Source organism: Deltaproteobacteria bacterium (assembly GCA_011375175.1).
GTDB lineage: Bacteria > Desulfobacterota > GWC2-55-46 > GWC2-55-46 > DRME01 > DRME01.
On record DRME01000105.1, the window covers coordinates 1 to 14,902 of the forward strand.

Sequence of the window (14,902 nt, forward strand, 5' to 3'; positions counted from 1 at the left end):
CAAAGACTTTTAATTCCCTGCGGATCATCCCGATTTTGCTTGCAAAATCGGGATGATCCGCAGGGCGTTAAAAGTTTTTGGAGGGAGTCTGAGGGAACCTTTTTACAAAAAGGTTCCCTCAGTGCAATAAATCAGAGTTTCCTTAGACCCGCCGTCCTTTCTCCGTGAGCCGCTCTCAGCTCCCGCGCCCCTTCTCCAGGGAAGAGATGCGGCCATCGGGGCCGCCACGCAAGGAGGGCGCTGCGCGCCGCGGCGTACAGGGGGCCGGGGAGACTTCCGCCGCCCTTGCGCAGAAAGCATCGACACGACGATATCCGCAGGACTGGCCGGAAGAGAGGAATGACGGCTGTGAAGAGAGGGATGGGAAAGAGAGCGGCCCTTGCGGCGACGGCCCTTGCGGCGCTGCTCTTTTTTTCGCTCTTTTTCGTCTCCATCGACCTGAGCTCCGAGCGGGCGGCCGTTGAGGCGGCCATCGAGTCGCGCATCAACGGCCGCATCGAGATGGACTCCATAACGCTAAAGGTCCTGCCGGTGCCGCAGATACGGCTTCGGGGGCTGAGGATAAGCGACGATTCGGGGGTCGTGATCGGGACGAAGGCCCTGAGGGTCAACGTGGAGCTCGTGCCGCTGCTGTGGCGCAGGGCCGTTATAAAGAGCCTCGATGTGGAAGGCGGGGACCTCTTGTTGAAGCGCCTTGCCGACGGACGGGTGAACATAGCCGAGATATTCAGGGAGCGGCTCTTCGACGTGACGCTCGGCTTCGTCCGTCTGAAGGGGTGCAGGCTGGGGCTCGTCGACGAGCCGGCCGGCTTTGTGAAGCCCCTGGTGCTCACGGGGCTCAACGGACGCATCTATCCCGGCGAGAGCGGACTGGCCTTCAGGGCCGAGGCCGACCTCGAGGGCGGGGGGCGGATGGAGCTCTCCGGGGACGTGAGGCTCGAAGAGGAGGAGGGGTGGAGCGCGGCGGGGGCGCTCCGGGCCGAGGGCGTGGCCGTGAGGCACCTGGCGCCGCTTCTGAGCAGGCGCGTCCCCTGGCTGCGTCCCGAGGGCGCGGTGGAGGTCGAGGGGACCTACAACCTGGAGCGCCGGAGGCTGCTCATAAAGGGCACGGTCGGCTACAGCGGCGCGGCCGTGGCGGTGCCGGGACTGAAGGGGCCGCTGCGCTCGGGCGGCGGCCGCGCGGCGGTGGAGTTCCTATGGAGCGGCGGCCGTTCGAGGCTCTGGGTGAGGGAGGCGACCGTGGAGATCGGGGGCGGCGAGCTTCGGGGCCGTCTCTCCATGGACGGCTTCGGAGCGAAGGGACGTCTCGCGGTCGAGGCCGAGGGCGGCCCCTTCGCCCTCAAGCCACTCCTTGCGCGCATCGATGGAGAGGGGCTTGCCGGGCGGACCGGCGGGCCCTGGAAGGAGGCGGAGCTTACGGCGGGGACGGTGACGGTCCGCAGCCTGGACCTGGAGACGACCTTCGCGGCCGTAAGGGACGGAAGCTTTCTCGACTCGCTCTTCGTGGACACCGTCGTCTCCGGTGTCGTCCTGCGCCACGGCAGGCTCTCGGCGGCGGTGACCGACGCCGGCGGCGCCGTCTCCTTCAAGGGCGGGACCCTCTTCGTCAAGGACTTCTCGGCCGGCTACGGCCGCTCCAGGCTCAGGGACCTGGACGGCGTCTTCTCCGGCCCTCTCGGCCCCGGTTCTTTCAGGGTCGACGTCGACGCCCGGCTCGCGGCCGACGAGACGGTGGCCGAGCTGGCCCGCGTCTTCGGCCACAGGCCGTGGGTCTCGGGTCTCACGGCCGACGGCGACTTCGCCCTGAAGATGCGTATCGAGGGCGGAGGCGCCCGCCCCGTGCGCTACAAAGGCCGCGTCATGGTGAAGGACTTTACGCCCGGATACGCTGGGGTCGTCTTCCCCGTGAGGCCGGCAAGCGGCGAGGTGAGCTTCGACAACGAGAGGATCGTCATCGAGGGCCTGAGAGGGGGGCTTGAGAGGACGGAACTCACCGTGAGCGGCGAGATAAGCGGCTACCTCGAGGGCAGGCCGGACGTGGACATGGACATATCGGGCGAGCTCTCGGGCGGAGAGGTCGTAAGGCTTCTGAAGATGAAAAGAGATGTGCCCGTGGAGCTCGACGGGCCGATCCCCTTCTCCATGCGTGTCGACGGGAGGTTCGGCGCCCTTCGCGTAAGACCGGTAGCCGACCTGACGGCTGCGTCGCTGGAGATCCCGGGGTTCGTGCGCAAGGCGGCGTCAAGCCCCCTTTCGCTCACGGCCGAGGCGGTGGTCAGGGACGACGGCGTGGTCATCGAGAGGGCGGCAGCGGCCTTCGGCGAGTCGGTGGTGACCGTCGGCGGCACCGTTGCGGCCGACCTCTCGTCATACGAGCTGGACGTGAACTCCGGCAAGGTGACGGCCGCGGACCTCGAGAGCCTATCCCCGAGTTTCGGCCTCGCCGCCGGAGGCGAGGCGGCCGTTAGCCTCAAGGTCTCGTCCCGCAGGGGAGAGGCCCCGGCCCTGGAGGGCGAGGTCTCGGTCAGGGACGGCTACTACCGCAGCCCCGCCCTGCCCGCGCCGCTGCGCGAGATAAAGGCCAGGGCCGTGCTCTCCGGCAGGAGCGCCGCCGTAACGGTCGACAACGTGACCGCAGGCTCCTCGCGGCTCAAGGGAAGGATCGACATACTCGATATCGAGAAGAAGGTCGTGGACTTCACCGTCAGCTCGCCGCGCGTCGACTTCTCGGACTTCGTCGGCGCCGGAGGCGGCCCCGGGATGAGCGTCACGGGCCGGGGCCGTGTGGAGATAGGGAGCGCCCTTGTGCGCGGGCGCGAGCTCACGGACCTTGCAGCGGACGTGAGTCTCGACAGGGAGCGGGTGAGGCTCGAGGGGCTATCCTTCGGTTTCCACGGCGGAACGGTGCGGGGAGATGCCGTCTACTACCGGGACCCCTCGGAGCCGAGGCTCTGGGGCTGCAGGCTCCACTTCGAGGGCGTGGACCTCGAGGCCCTCGTCTCCGAGCTCGGGGCAAAGGAGCCCGTCTTCTCCGGCAGGCTCGACGGCGCCGTCGACCTTGCGGGAAAGCGGTGGGAGGAGGTGCCGGTCAGGGGCCTGGAGGGCTCGTTCGAGCTCAGGAGCGAGGGGGGCAGGCTCTGGAGGTTCGTCATTCTCAACAAGATATTCTCCATCGTCAACATCGTCTCCATAGAAAAACTCTTCGAGGAGGGCCTGCCCTACGACAGGGTGGGCGGGCGCTTCACCGTGAGAAGGGGCGTGATAAGGACCGAGGACCTTCTGCTCGAGAGCGACTCCATGCGCATGTCGGCCGTGGGGAGCATAGACCTGGCCGGCAGGACGGTGGACGCCAAGCTGGGCTTCCACCCCTTCGTCACCATCGACAAGATAGTGACCAAGATACCCATAGCGGGCTGGATAATAGGCGGCAAGGAGAAGAGCACCATAAGCATGTACTACGAGATAAAGGGTCCCTTCGAGGGGATAGAGGTGAGGCCCATACCGGTGAAGGCCCTGGGCGAGGGGTTGCTGGGCATATTCCGCAGGCTTCTCGAGGCGCCCATAAGGCCCTTCCGGCCGGAGAGGGAAGCGGAGGAGGGGAAGTGAGTTCGCCGGGGAGCGGGAGGGGTACGCCGAGGGGGTTCTGGAACAGGCTCAAGGCCCGCTGGTACCGTCGAGGCATGGAGAGGTCCGACTTCGCCGAGGCCGCGCTCGGCGTGATGGCGCCGAGGATGGAGAGGGGCTGGTCGGTGCTCGACGTGGGCGCGGGGTGCGGCGCGCTCTGCCTTGCGCTCGCCGAGGCCGGATTCGAGGTCACGGCGCTCGAGCCGGCGCCGGCCATGTACGAGATACTGGTGGAGGAGAAGGAGCGCAGGGGGCTGGACGGGCTTGAGACCGTCCGGGGGGCGTGGGGGGAAATCGACGCGGGCGGCTACGACGTCATCGTCTGCGCCAACGTGCCGGAGCTGCTCGGCGGCGGCGGCGACTTCCTCCCGGCCGTGGACAGGGCCGCCCGCAGGATGGTCTTTCTCATCGCCTCGGCCGGTCCCGGGGCCGACAAGTTCTACTACAGGGACCTCTATCCGCTCATATTCAACAAACCCTACCCGCCGAGGACCGACTACCTCGCCACCTACTGCGCCCTCCATGAGCTCGGCATCTGCGCGGGGGTGGAGATAATCGAGTACGACTTCGATCAGCCCTTCGACGACCTCGACGAGGCCGTCGAATTCTGGAAGGAGTACATGGGCATCGTCACCGAGGAGCACGACGGGAAGCTCGCCGGCTACCTGAGGGGGCGGCTCGAAGAGGCCGACGGCGGACTCGTCGCACGATTCCATAAACGCTCGGCCGTGATCTACTGGTCCACCGACAGGGAGGACGGCCGCCGGAAGGCCCGGCGATAATCTGCATTGACGCCCCCAGCGTCAATACTTATAATGGAAACTCCGATTGTTCGCACTGAGGGAACCTTTTTGTAAAGGGTCACAGACCCACGGGTCACAGACCCACGGTTCCCTCAGACTCCCTCCAAGACTTTCAACGCGAGTTGGTTTCCCCTGTTTTGCCAGGCGAAACAGGGGGAAACCAACTCGTATTGAAAGTCTTTGAAGGGGGTCTGGGGGAAACTTTCTACAGAAAGTTTCCCCCAGGGCAATTAAAAGTCTTTGAAGGGGTCTGGGGGAAACGTGGGCCTGTGGCCCTTCTGCAGAAAGTTTCCCCCAGGGCAATAACGGCTTCTGAAAGGGACGGGGGCTTTTCGTCGTGCGAAGAGAGGGTGCGCACAAGGTCTATCTCCTTCTGGTCGTGGTGTTGCTGGCCGTGGTCGCCGCCCCTGCGCTCCTGTATGTCCACGTGCTGGGCAGGGCCGGCGGGGATGAGTATGCCGGCTACATAAGGGAGTTGCGCTCCACGCTCCACCGCATCGAGGTCGAGACGGTCTCCGTCCGTCACGGGGAGGGGCGGCTTCGCCGTATGCTCAGGGAGCATATGAGGGAGTTCGACGGCGCGCTGGCGGCGCTTGAGCACGGCGGGCGCAGCGGCGAAGATGTCCTGCCGCCCGCACCGGCCTTTCTCAGGCCCGAGCTCGAGCGGCTCAGGACCGCATGGCGGGGCGTGGAAGGCAGGCTCCTGGTGGTGATCGACCGTCCCCATGACGACGCCAAGGTGCTCGACGCCTCGATGAGCGCTCTCGAGGGCGTCAAGGAGATATACGCGGCGGTGGATCGCATAGAGGAGCTCGTGGCCGCCAGGAGCGTGCGCTGGAGCAAGTCCGTCATGACGGCCGCCGCCGCCGTCTCGGCCGTGGGGGTGACGGCGGCGATCTACCTCTTCTTCCAGCTCAGGCGGCGGGAGCGTGAGGCGGAGGAATGGATCGCGTCGCTGGAAAAAGACAAGGAGATGGCCGAGGCGGCCAACAGGGCCAAGAGCGATTTCCTGGCGAGCATGAGCCACGAGATCCGCACGCCCATGAACGGCATAATCGGCATGACCGAGCTGGCGCTCAACACGGACCTGACGCCGGGGCAGCGCGACTATCTCAAGATGGTCAAGAGCTCGGCCGACTCGCTGCTCTCGCTCATAAACGACATACTCGATTTCTCGAAGATAGAGGCCGGCAAGCTGGAGCTCGACCTCGGCCCCTTCGACCTGCGCGACACGATGGGCGAGATAATGGACACGCTCGCGCTCAAGGCCCACGAGAAGTCGCTGGAGCTGGCCTGTCACATCCTCCCCGACGTGCCGGACCGGCTGGTGGGCGACAAGGGGCGGCTGCGCCAGGTGCTCGTCAACCTGACGGGCAACGCCGTCAAGTTCACCGACGAGGGTGAGGTCGTGGTGCGCGTGGAAAAGCTCACCGAGGGGGACGGCGAGACGACCCTCCATTTCACCGTGACCGACACGGGCGCGGGCGTGCCCGCGGCCAAGCAGGAGCGCATATTCGATCCCTTCTGGCAGGACACGACCTCCGCCATGCAGCGCCAGGAGGGCACGGGCCTGGGGCTCGCCATATCGGCCCAGATAGTGGAGCTCATGGGCGGGCGCATATGGGTCGAGAGCCCCCTGCGGGAAAGACCCGTGGCCGCCGGCGGTCCCGGAAGCGTCTTTCACTTCACCGCATGTTTCAAGGTGCAGAGCGGAGAGCGCATCACGCCTGCGCAGGCGAGCCTGGCGGGCTACGGCGACATCCGCGTGCTCATAGTGGACGACAACGCCACCAACAGGCGCATCCTCGAGGAGATGGTAGGCAACTGGAAGATGCGTCCCCTTTCGGTCGGCAGCGCCGCCGCCGCGCTCGATGCGCTCAAGGCGGCCAGGGCCGAGGGCTCGCCCTTCCAGATCATGCTGCTCGATGCGACCATGCCCGACATCGACGGCTTTTCGCTGGCCCGTCTCGTCAGGGAAGAGCCGGGGCTTGCCGAGGGGCTGAGGATAATAATGCTCACCTCGGCGCTCATGGCCGACGCCGAGGAGTGCCGGGCCGCGGGCATCTCCAAGCGCCTGCCCAAGCCCGTGAAGCAGTCGAGCCTCTACGACGCCATAGTGGACGTCATCGAGGGCGAGGAGGCCGCCGCCGAGACTCCCCCGGGCGAGACGGGGGAGGGTGCGGCCGAGGCGGTGGAAGCGGAAGAGGAGGCCCCCATGGAAGAGGGAGCGCAGGCTTTGAAGAGACCGCTCAAGATACTGCTGGCCGAGGACAACCCGGTGAACCAGATGCTCGCCGTGGCGCTGCTCGAGCGCGAGGGCCACGACGTCACCGTCGCAGACGACGGCTTCAAGGCCGTCTCGCTTCTCGACACCGACGACTTCGACATGGTGCTCATGGACATCCAGATGCCCAACATGGACGGTTTCCAGGCCACAAAGCTCATAAGGCGCAGGGAGCGCGCTACGGGCGATCACATACCCATAGTGGCCATGACGGCCCATGCCCTCAAGGGCGACCGCGAGCGCTGTCTCGACGCCGGCATGGACGACTACATCTCCAAGCCCATAGACATCAAGGGACTCCAGCGGGTCATAGCCAACATGGCCCGTCGCATAGCGGGGCGCAACGCCGAGGAGGGCGGCTCCCCTCCCGCACGGAACGAGGCGGAGCGCGGCGGCTCGCTCGACACCGAAGCGCTGCTGCGGCGTGTGGGCGGCGACAGGGACCTGCTCAAGAGGATGGCCGAGGCCTTCTGCGAGCGCTATCCCCAGGACGTGGCCACCGTGAAGGAGTCGCTCCACGCCGGGGACCTCACCGCCGCCGCCCAGGCGGCCCACTCGCTCAAGGGCGCGCTCGGCAACCTCGACGCCGGGAAGGCGCGCCTTGCGGCCCTCGAGCTCGAGGAGGCGGCGCGCTCCGGCGACATCGACGCGTCGCGCCGGGCGCTCTCCCGCCTCGAAGGGGAGCTCGACAGCCTGGAGGCGGCCCTCAAGGAGCTCGCCGGCAAGCTCTGACACCCTGCCCCTGCTTCCCGCCTCCCCTCTGCGCTCGCCCGGGCCCCCCGCCGGCGCAACGCCTTCTTGACACGGTGCGGAGAACGGTATGTACCCACCCCCGATACCAGTAAGTACTAAGGAAGCTCTGATTTATTGCACTGAGGGAACCTTTTTGTAAAAGGGTCACAGACCCACGGTTCCCTCAGACTCCCTCCAAAAACTTTTAACGCGAGTTGGTTTCCCCCTGTTTTGCTTGACAAAACAGGGGGAAACCAACTCGTATTAAAAGTCTTTGAAGGGGGTCTGGGGGAAACTTTCTACAGAAAGGTTCCCCCAGGGTAATTAAAGGGATGAGGAAGGGAGGCCGTCGATGAGTGGTCGAAACCTTTGGGACGGGAGCGGGGCCGCCGCTTCGCCGCTTGCGGCTCTTGTCCTCGTGCTCTGCCTTGCAGGCGCGGCGCCGGCGCAGGAGCTGACTCTCGCCGACGCCTACAGGCTCGCCCTCGCCAACCACGACGCCATGGACGTGGCCAGGGAGGCCGTCGTCCAGAGCGAACGCGAGATAGACAGGGCCTTCTCCAGGGTCCTGCCCACCCTCTCGGCCGAGGGGAGCTACACGCGCTACAGCGAGAAGAAGACCGTCGGAGGCTTTCTCCTCCAGCCCGAGTCGAGCACACGCTTCGAGGTGCGTCTGAGCCAGTCGCTTTACGACGGCGGCAAGGAGTGGAGTCTTCTGAGGCAGGCGGAGAAGCGGCTCTCCAGGGACCGTCTCGGTGTGGACGAGATGCGCGAGGAGATACTCATAGAGACGGCCCGCGCCTACTACGGCGTGCTCGCGGCGGGCAGGAACGTGGAGATCAAGGAGGCGGCCCTGAGGAGGGCCCGCTCCCACCGCGACGTGGCGGCCGCGAGGCTCGAGGTGGGCACGGCCACGAAGGCCCAGCTCCTGAGGGCCGAGGCCGAGGCCGCCGACGCGGCGGCCGAGCTGACGAGGGCCCGCCTGGAGTTCGAGGACTCGATGGAGCTGTTGCGAAGGCTCACCGGCCTTGCCGGACCGGTCGAGGCGGCGGAGCCCCCGGAGCAGCCGCCGGTGGTGCTTCCAAAGGAGCAGCTCGTCGAGGTGGCGCTCGCAAAGAGGCTGGATATGAGGCGGGCGCGCATGGACGAGGCCATAGCGGCCGAGGGGGTCGAGTACGCCAAGGGCAACTTCCTGCCGTCGGTGAGCATCGACGGCGTTTACTCAAGGCGCGACCAGTCGCCGCAGACCTCGTTCCTGCTCAACGACGTCCTCTATGCGGGTGTGACCGTGCGTTTTCCCATATTCGAGGGTGGGTTGAGAAGGGCCGAGCTCGATCAGGCCCGCAGCAGGCTCAGGGCTGCCGAGTCGCAGCGGCGCGACAGGGCCCGCGAGGTGGCGCTTCAGGTGCGCGTGGCCTACAACAACCTCAAGGCCGCGGCGGCGGTCATAGAGTCCTATGAGAAGAAGCTCGCCTTCGCCAGGGAGAACTACGAGATGGTGTTCAAGCAGTTCGCCTACGGCCTCGCCGACAGCGTGGACGTGGTGGACGCCGAGGCCACGCTGACCGAGGCCGAGACGGCGCTGATGGCGGCGCGCTACGAGCGCGAGCTCAGGGTGCTGGAGCTAAAAAAGAGCATGGGCGTGCTCCTCGACGAGACCGGGGCCGAGATGGCCCGGAAGGAGTGAAGGAGCGGCCGCCGCGCCGTGCCGGCGGTCTATGCGCTCATCGGCGAGGGGGAGGGGATTTTTCTCAGGCGTCGCCCTTGAAGAGGAAGTTGTTGGGACCTTCGCGCTTGGCGGCGTACATGGCCTCGTCGGCGCTCTTGAGCAGGGCCTCCGGGTTGCCGCCGTTCACGGGATAGAGGCTTATGCCTATGCTGGTCGTGACGGTGTATCCGCTCTCGTCGATGGTAATTGGCGAGGAGATGGAGTCGATGATCTTGCGGGCCGCCACGGCGGCGAAGCGGGGCTCGGTTATCTCGGTCAGTATGACGGCGAACTCGTCGCCGCCGAGCCGCGCCACGGTGTCGGCCTTGCGCACCGACTCCGATATGCGGCGGGCCACCTCCTTGAGGAGCTTGTCGCCTATGCCGTGGCCGTAGGTGTCGTTTATCCTCTTGAAGGCGTCGAGGTCGATGTAGAGAAGGGCGAGGAGGTGGTTGTAGCGCCGGGCCTGCACGATGCCGTGGCTCAATCTGTCGAAAAAGAGCATCCTGTTTGGAAGTCCCGTGAGCGAGTCGAAGTGGGCCACGTACTGCAGGTGCTCCTCGGCGAGCCTGCGCTCGGTGATGTCCCTGAAGACGACGACCGAGCCCGTGGGCCTGCCGCCGCCGGTTATGGCCGTGACGATGTACTCGATGGGTATGGTGCGGCCGTCGTTTGTCCTGAGGCTGTGTCTTCGCAGGGGGTCGGCCCTGCCCTCCTCCACGATGCGCGCCACCGGCAGTTCGATGGTCCTGCCCGTGTCCTCGTCGGCTATGTCGAGCACCTCGCTCACCGGTCTGCCGCAGGGGTCGTCGTCGATCCATCCCGTAAGGTGCCGGGCCACGGGATTGGCGAAGGTGACGATGCCGTCGGCGTCGGTGGCGATTACGGCGTCTCCTATGGAGTGGAGCGTCGTGTGGAGGCGCTGCTCGCTCTCGCGCAGCCGTCGCTCCATGGCGTGCTTGTAAAGGGCCATCTCCACCGTGAAGTGGAGCTCCTTTTCGTCGTAGGGCTTGACGAGGAGGCCGAAGGGCTCGGTCTCCTTTATGCGGTCGAGCAGGTCGTCGTCGGCGTGGGCCGTCACGTAGACGACGGGGATGTCGTGTACAGTCCGTATCTGCTCGGCCGTCTCGATGCCGTCCACGGGGCCCCGCAGCCTTATGTCCATGAGCACGATGTCGGGCCTGTGGGCGCCTGCGGCCGCCATCGCCTCATCGCCGGTGGAGACGGCCGCGCATACCACGTAGCCGAGGGCCGTGAGCAGCTCGGTGAGCGAGTCGACGAACGCCCGGTCGTCGTCGACTATCATTATGCGGCTTTTGTCTTTCTTCATCAACGCCATGCCCTCTGCTGCTCCACCTCGTCCGGATCCCGCCCGTCCATCGGGCGCGGCGCCCCGCTCCCCGCGGCGAGGTCGTCTTGCGGGTGTGGAGGCGATATGGTTTTCCATTAGTTATATTATATACTATTTTTAGTGTTTAGCCAACATTGTTCACATTTCAGCGGTCGAGAGGGCCGGGGCGCCGCCGCGGCGGCGCCCCGGCCAAGCCCCTTTTCTTTTGACAAGGGGCCTCGATTTTTTTAAAATATCCCATTGACTTTCGCGCAACACAGGCCGCAGTGACCGACGCCGGGGACCCGGTGCGCCACTGGCGGTCCGGCTTTCGCCCTTTTACGCCTTTCATGGAACAGAGCAGGATACGCAACTTCTCCATAATCGCCCATATCGACCACGGCAAGTCCACCCTCTCGGACAGGCTGCTCGAGTACACGGGCGCCGTCACCGAGCGGGAGATGGTCGATCAGTTCATGGACAAGATGGATCTCGAGCGCGAGCGGGGGGTGACCATCAAGGCCCAGACGGCGCGGCTGGGCTACCGCGCCGACGACGGCGTCGACTACGTGCTCAACCTCATAGACACGCCGGGACACGTGGACTTCAGCTACGAGGTGAGCCGCAGCCTCTCGGCCTGCGAGGGGGCGCTGCTCGTGGTCGACGCCTCGCAGGGCGTGGAGGCCCAGACGCTTGCGCACCTCTACACGGCCGTGGACGTGGGGCTCGAAATATGCCCCGTGCTCAACAAGATAGACCTGCCCCAGGCCGACCCCGAGCGCGTAAGGCTCGAGATCGAGGAGATACTGGGGCTCGACTCCTCCGAGGCCGTGCTGGTGAGCGCAAAGGAGGGCATCGGCATAAAGGACGTGCTCGAGGCCATCGTGCGCAGGATCCCCCCGCCCCGCGGCGAGCGCGACGCCCCCCTCAAGGCCCTCGTCTTCGACAGCTGGTACGACTCCTACCAGGGCGTGGTCGTGCAGGTGCGGGTGGTGGACGGTGTGGTGACCAGGGGCATGCGCATAAAGTTCATGGCCACCGGCAAGTGCTTCGACGTGGACCGCGTCGGTGTCTTCGCCCCTTCTCCGGCGGAGGTCGATTCGCTGGGACCGGGAGAGGTGGGCTTTCTCACGGCCGCCATAAAGCAGGTGCGCGACACCAAGGTGGGCGACACCATAACCGGGGCCGACCGTCCGGCCCGAAGCCCCCTGCCCGGCTACAAGGCCGTCAAGTCCATGGTCTTCAGCGGCCTCTACCCCGTCGACTCCGCCCAGTACGAGAACCTGAAGGACGCCATGGTCAAGCTCAGCCTCAACGACTCGGCCTTCACCTACGAGCAGGAGACGTCGCTTGCCCTGGGCTTCGGCTTCCGCTGCGGTTTTCTCGGCCTCTTCCACATGGAGATAATCCAGGAGCGCCTTGAAAGGGAGTACGGTCTCGACATAATAACCACGGCGCCGACGGTGGCCTACAGGGTCCACACCAGGCGGGGCGAGGTCCTCTACGTGGACAACCCCACGAGCCTGCCCCCGCCCCAGTACATCGAAAGGCTCGAGGAGCCCTACATACTGGCGACCATCCACATCCCGTCCGAGTACCTCGGCCCCGTTCTCGGCCTCTGCGAGGAGAAACGGGGCATCCAGAAGGAGATAAGCTACATCACCCCCACCAGGGCGATGGTCGTCTACGAGATCCCCTTGAACGAGGTGGTCCTCGACTTCTACGACAAGCTCAAGACCCTGACCAAGGGTTACGCCTCCATGGACTACGAGTACGCCGATTTCAGGGAGGCGGACCTCGTGAAACTCGACATACTCATAAACGGCGAGCCCGTCGACGCCCTCTCGCTCATCGTGCCGCGCTCGAGGGCCTATCCCCGGGGCCGCGACATCGCCAGGAAGATGAAGGAGCTCATACCGCGCCAGATGTTCGAGGTCGTCATACAGGCCGCCATAGGCGGCAAGGTCATAGCCCGCGAGACGATCAAGGCGCTGCGAAAGAACGTGACCGCCAAGTGTTACGGCGGCGACATAACCCGCAAGAGAAAGCTTCTGGAAAAGCAGAAAGAGGGCAAGAAGCGTATGAAGAGCGTGGGCAGGGTCGAGCTTCCGCAGGAAGCCTTCCTGGCCGCCCTGAAGGTGGGCTGAGGGGGCGCCGGCAGGCCGGGGCAGAGGCGGGGCCTATGGCCCTTCTTCAGAGAGTCTCACCCCGGGGCGAACAGAGTCTTCTTGAGCGGGGGAACCTATGGAGAGAGCTGACTATGGCTGAAGACCAGGCGGTGGAGAAGAGGAGCGCAGAGGAGGAGAGGCCGGGCGGCGCCGGGAGGGGAGGGAGCAAGGCCGGCCGCTGGACGCGCGAGACCATAGAGGCCGTAGTAATCGCCCTTGTGCTGGCCGTAGTCATAAGGACCTTCGTCGTCCAGGCCTTCAAGATACCGTCCAGCTCGATGGAGGATACGCTTCTCATAGGCGATCACATACTGGTCTCCAAGTTCTCCTACGGCATCCAGGTGCCGAAGCCGGCGATGATAAACGTCCTGGGTCTTACGATGCCCTTCTTCACGACCGAGCTCAAGCCCCTGTGGGGCGAGATCGAGCGCGGCGACGTCATAGTCTTCCGCCCCCCCCACGAGCCCGACAAGGACTACATAAAGCGCGTTGTCGGCATACCGGGCGACACCGTTGAAATAAGGGACAAAAAGATATACATTAATGGGGAGCCCTGGGACGACCCCTACGGCGTGTACAAGGGTGCTACCGCCTGGGAGACGCACAAGGTCGACAATTTCGGGCCCATAAGGGTCCCCGAGGGCAAGGTCTTCGTCATGGGAGACAACCGGGACCGCAGCTACGACAGCCGCTTCTGGGGCTTCGTCGACATGAAGGACATAAAGGGCAGGGCCTTCATGATCTACTGGTCCTGGGACTCCACGAAGACGCTATTCGAGAAGGTGCGCTTTTCGAGGATAGGCAGGATAATAAGGTAGCCGGCCTGCGGTGAAGGAGCTCATCGAAGAGTTCGGGAGGTATCTCGTCGTGGAGCGCAACGCCTCGGCCCACACCGTGAGCTCCTACCTGCGGGACCTGCGCCAGTTCGAGGCCTTCCTTGAGGCGAGGGAGGAGAAGAGCGTGGTGCGGATCCGTGACGTGTCCGACCGTGACGTGCGGGCCTTCGCCGCCGCGCTCCACCGCCGTCTCTCCAGGTCGAGCATTGCGCGCAAGCTCTCCTCGCTCAGGAGCTTTTTCAGGTTCCTTCAGCGGCGCGGCCTGGTGCGGCGCAACCCGGCGCAGGCCGTGCCTTCTCCCAGGTCCGGCCGTTTCCTGCCAACGGTCCTTACCGTAGAGGAGGCGGCCGAGCTCGTCGAGGCGGCCGGGAAGGGGGGAGCGAAAGGCCGGCGGGGGAGGGGAGAGGCCGATGCCGCAAGGGACCGGGCCGTGCTCGAGGTTCTCTACTCGACGGGCATGAGGGTGAGCGAGCTCACGGGGCTTCGCTTAAGGGACGCCGACTTCGACGGCGCGACCATGAGGGTGCGCGGCAAGGGCGGCAAGGAGCGCGTGGTCTTCCTCGGCCGCCCGGCCGTCGAGGCGCTGCGTGCCTACCTTGATGCGAGGGCGGGGCGGGGAGGGCGCGTCCCGGCCCCCGACGACCCCGTCTTTGAGGGACGGGACGGAGGGCCGCTCTCGGCGCGGACGGTCCAGAGGATAGTGCGCCGCCATGCGCTCGCGAGCGCCATCGACAAGCGACCCACACCCCACTCGCTGCGCCACAGCTTCGCAACCCACCTGCTCGACGCGGGCGTGGACCTGCGCTCCATCCAGGAGATGCTCGGCCACGAGAGCCTCTCCACCACACAGCGGTACACGAAGGTGAGCCTGCGCTCGCTCATGGCCGTATACGACGAGACCCATCCCAGGGCGAAGATACGCCGGGAGACGGGGGAAAAGAGAAAAAAGTAGCGGACTCTTCGAGGGAAATTCTTCAGGGAAGCCCTGATTAACCACCCCGGGGGAAACTTTCTGCAGAAGGGCCACAGGCCCGCGTTTCTCCCCGCGGCTCCCTCGTATGTTATTCGGATTATTCGGATGCTTGGCGGTCCCTTGGAGGTTCGGGCCGCAAAGGCGTAAAAAATCCCGCCTGGCGCGGCCCGAACCTCCAAAGGACCGCCCCCCGGGCAGTTGGTGCGGCTCTGAGGGAACCTTTTCGTAAAAGGGTCACAGACCCACGGTTCCCTCAGACTCCCTCCAAAAACTTTTAACGCCCTGCGGTTCATCCCGATTTTGCTTGTAAAATCGGGATGAACCGCAGGGAATTAAGGAAGCTCTGATTAATTACCCTGGGGGAAACTTTCTGTAGAAAGTTTCCCCCAGACCCCCTTCAAAGACTTTCAATACGACTTGGTTTCCCCCTGTTTTGCTTGGCAA

At 65.2% G+C, this 14,902-nt stretch carries 8 protein-coding genes; 7 read left to right on the forward strand and 1 reads right to left on the reverse strand.

Going from position 1 to position 14,902, the window contains the following annotated elements; all coding sequences use genetic code 11:
• Positions 1-348: 348 nt before the first annotated feature.
• The 4 genes from ENJ37_08845 (at position 349) to ENJ37_08860 (ending at position 9,130) form a co-directional block, all read left to right on the forward strand.
• Positions 349-3,606 (forward strand): hypothetical protein, encoded by a 3,258-nt coding sequence (locus tag ENJ37_08845; protein ID HHL40601.1) that lies wholly within the window; start codon positions 349-351, stop codon positions 3,604-3,606.
• Positions 3,603-4,406: a class I SAM-dependent methyltransferase gene (locus ENJ37_08850; protein HHL40602.1), complete on the forward strand. Its 804-nt coding sequence runs from the start codon at positions 3,603-3,605 to the stop codon at positions 4,404-4,406. The genes ENJ37_08845 and ENJ37_08850 overlap by 4 nt, the downstream gene beginning before the upstream one ends.
• A gap of 358 nt (positions 4,407-4,764) precedes the next feature.
• Positions 4,765-7,443 (forward strand): sensor histidine kinase, encoded by a 2,679-nt coding sequence (locus ENJ37_08855; GenBank protein ID HHL40603.1) that lies wholly within the window; start codon positions 4,765-4,767, stop codon positions 7,441-7,443.
• A gap of 352 nt (positions 7,444-7,795) precedes the next feature.
• The gene (locus ENJ37_08860; protein HHL40604.1) at positions 7,796-9,130 is read left to right on the forward strand and encodes a hypothetical protein; all 1,335 of its coding nucleotides are present in this window, start codon (positions 7,796-7,798) and stop codon (positions 9,128-9,130) included.
• A gap of 64 nt (positions 9,131-9,194) precedes the next feature.
• On the opposite strand, the gene ENJ37_08865 is transcribed toward ENJ37_08860, so the two are convergent.
• Entirely contained in the window at positions 9,195-10,598 is a 1,404-nt protein-coding gene (locus ENJ37_08865) for a diguanylate cyclase (GenBank protein ID HHL40605.1), read from the reverse strand.
• Positions 10,599-10,831: 233 nt separating this feature from the next.
• Between ENJ37_08865 and ENJ37_08870 the strand changes: the two genes are divergently transcribed.
• The 3 genes from ENJ37_08870 to ENJ37_08880 all read left to right on the forward strand — a co-directional run bounded on the left by ENJ37_08870 (position 10,832) and on the right by ENJ37_08880 (position 14,437).
• Positions 10,832-12,628, forward strand: coding sequence for an elongation factor 4 (locus tag ENJ37_08870; protein ID HHL40606.1), 1,797 nt, complete (start codon positions 10,832-10,834; stop codon positions 12,626-12,628).
• Between the two features lie 113 nt (positions 12,629-12,741).
• A complete protein-coding gene (gene lepB / locus ENJ37_08875; protein HHL40607.1) occupies positions 12,742-13,467 on the forward strand; it encodes a signal peptidase I in 726 nt (241 codons plus the stop codon).
• 10 nt (positions 13,468-13,477) lie between these two features.
• Entirely contained in the window at positions 13,478-14,437 is a 960-nt protein-coding gene (locus ENJ37_08880; protein HHL40608.1) for a tyrosine recombinase XerC, read from the forward strand.
• The last annotated feature ends 465 nt before the right edge of the window (positions 14,438-14,902 follow it).

Excerpts from the sequence above, each read along its gene's own strand:
- ENJ37_08870 (HHL40606.1), top strand. The coding sequence starts at position 10,832 with ATGGAACAGAGCAGGATACGCAACTTCTCCATAATCGCCCATATCGAC.
- ENJ37_08865 (HHL40605.1), bottom strand. The coding sequence starts at position 10,598 with ATGGAAAACCATATCGCCTCCACACCCGCAAGACGACCTCGCCGCGGG.
- ENJ37_08860 (HHL40604.1), top strand. The coding sequence starts at position 7,796 with ATGAGTGGTCGAAACCTTTGGGACGGGAGCGGGGCCGCCGCTTCGCCG.
- lepB (HHL40607.1), top strand. The coding sequence starts at position 12,742 with ATGGCTGAAGACCAGGCGGTGGAGAAGAGGAGCGCAGAGGAGGAGAGG.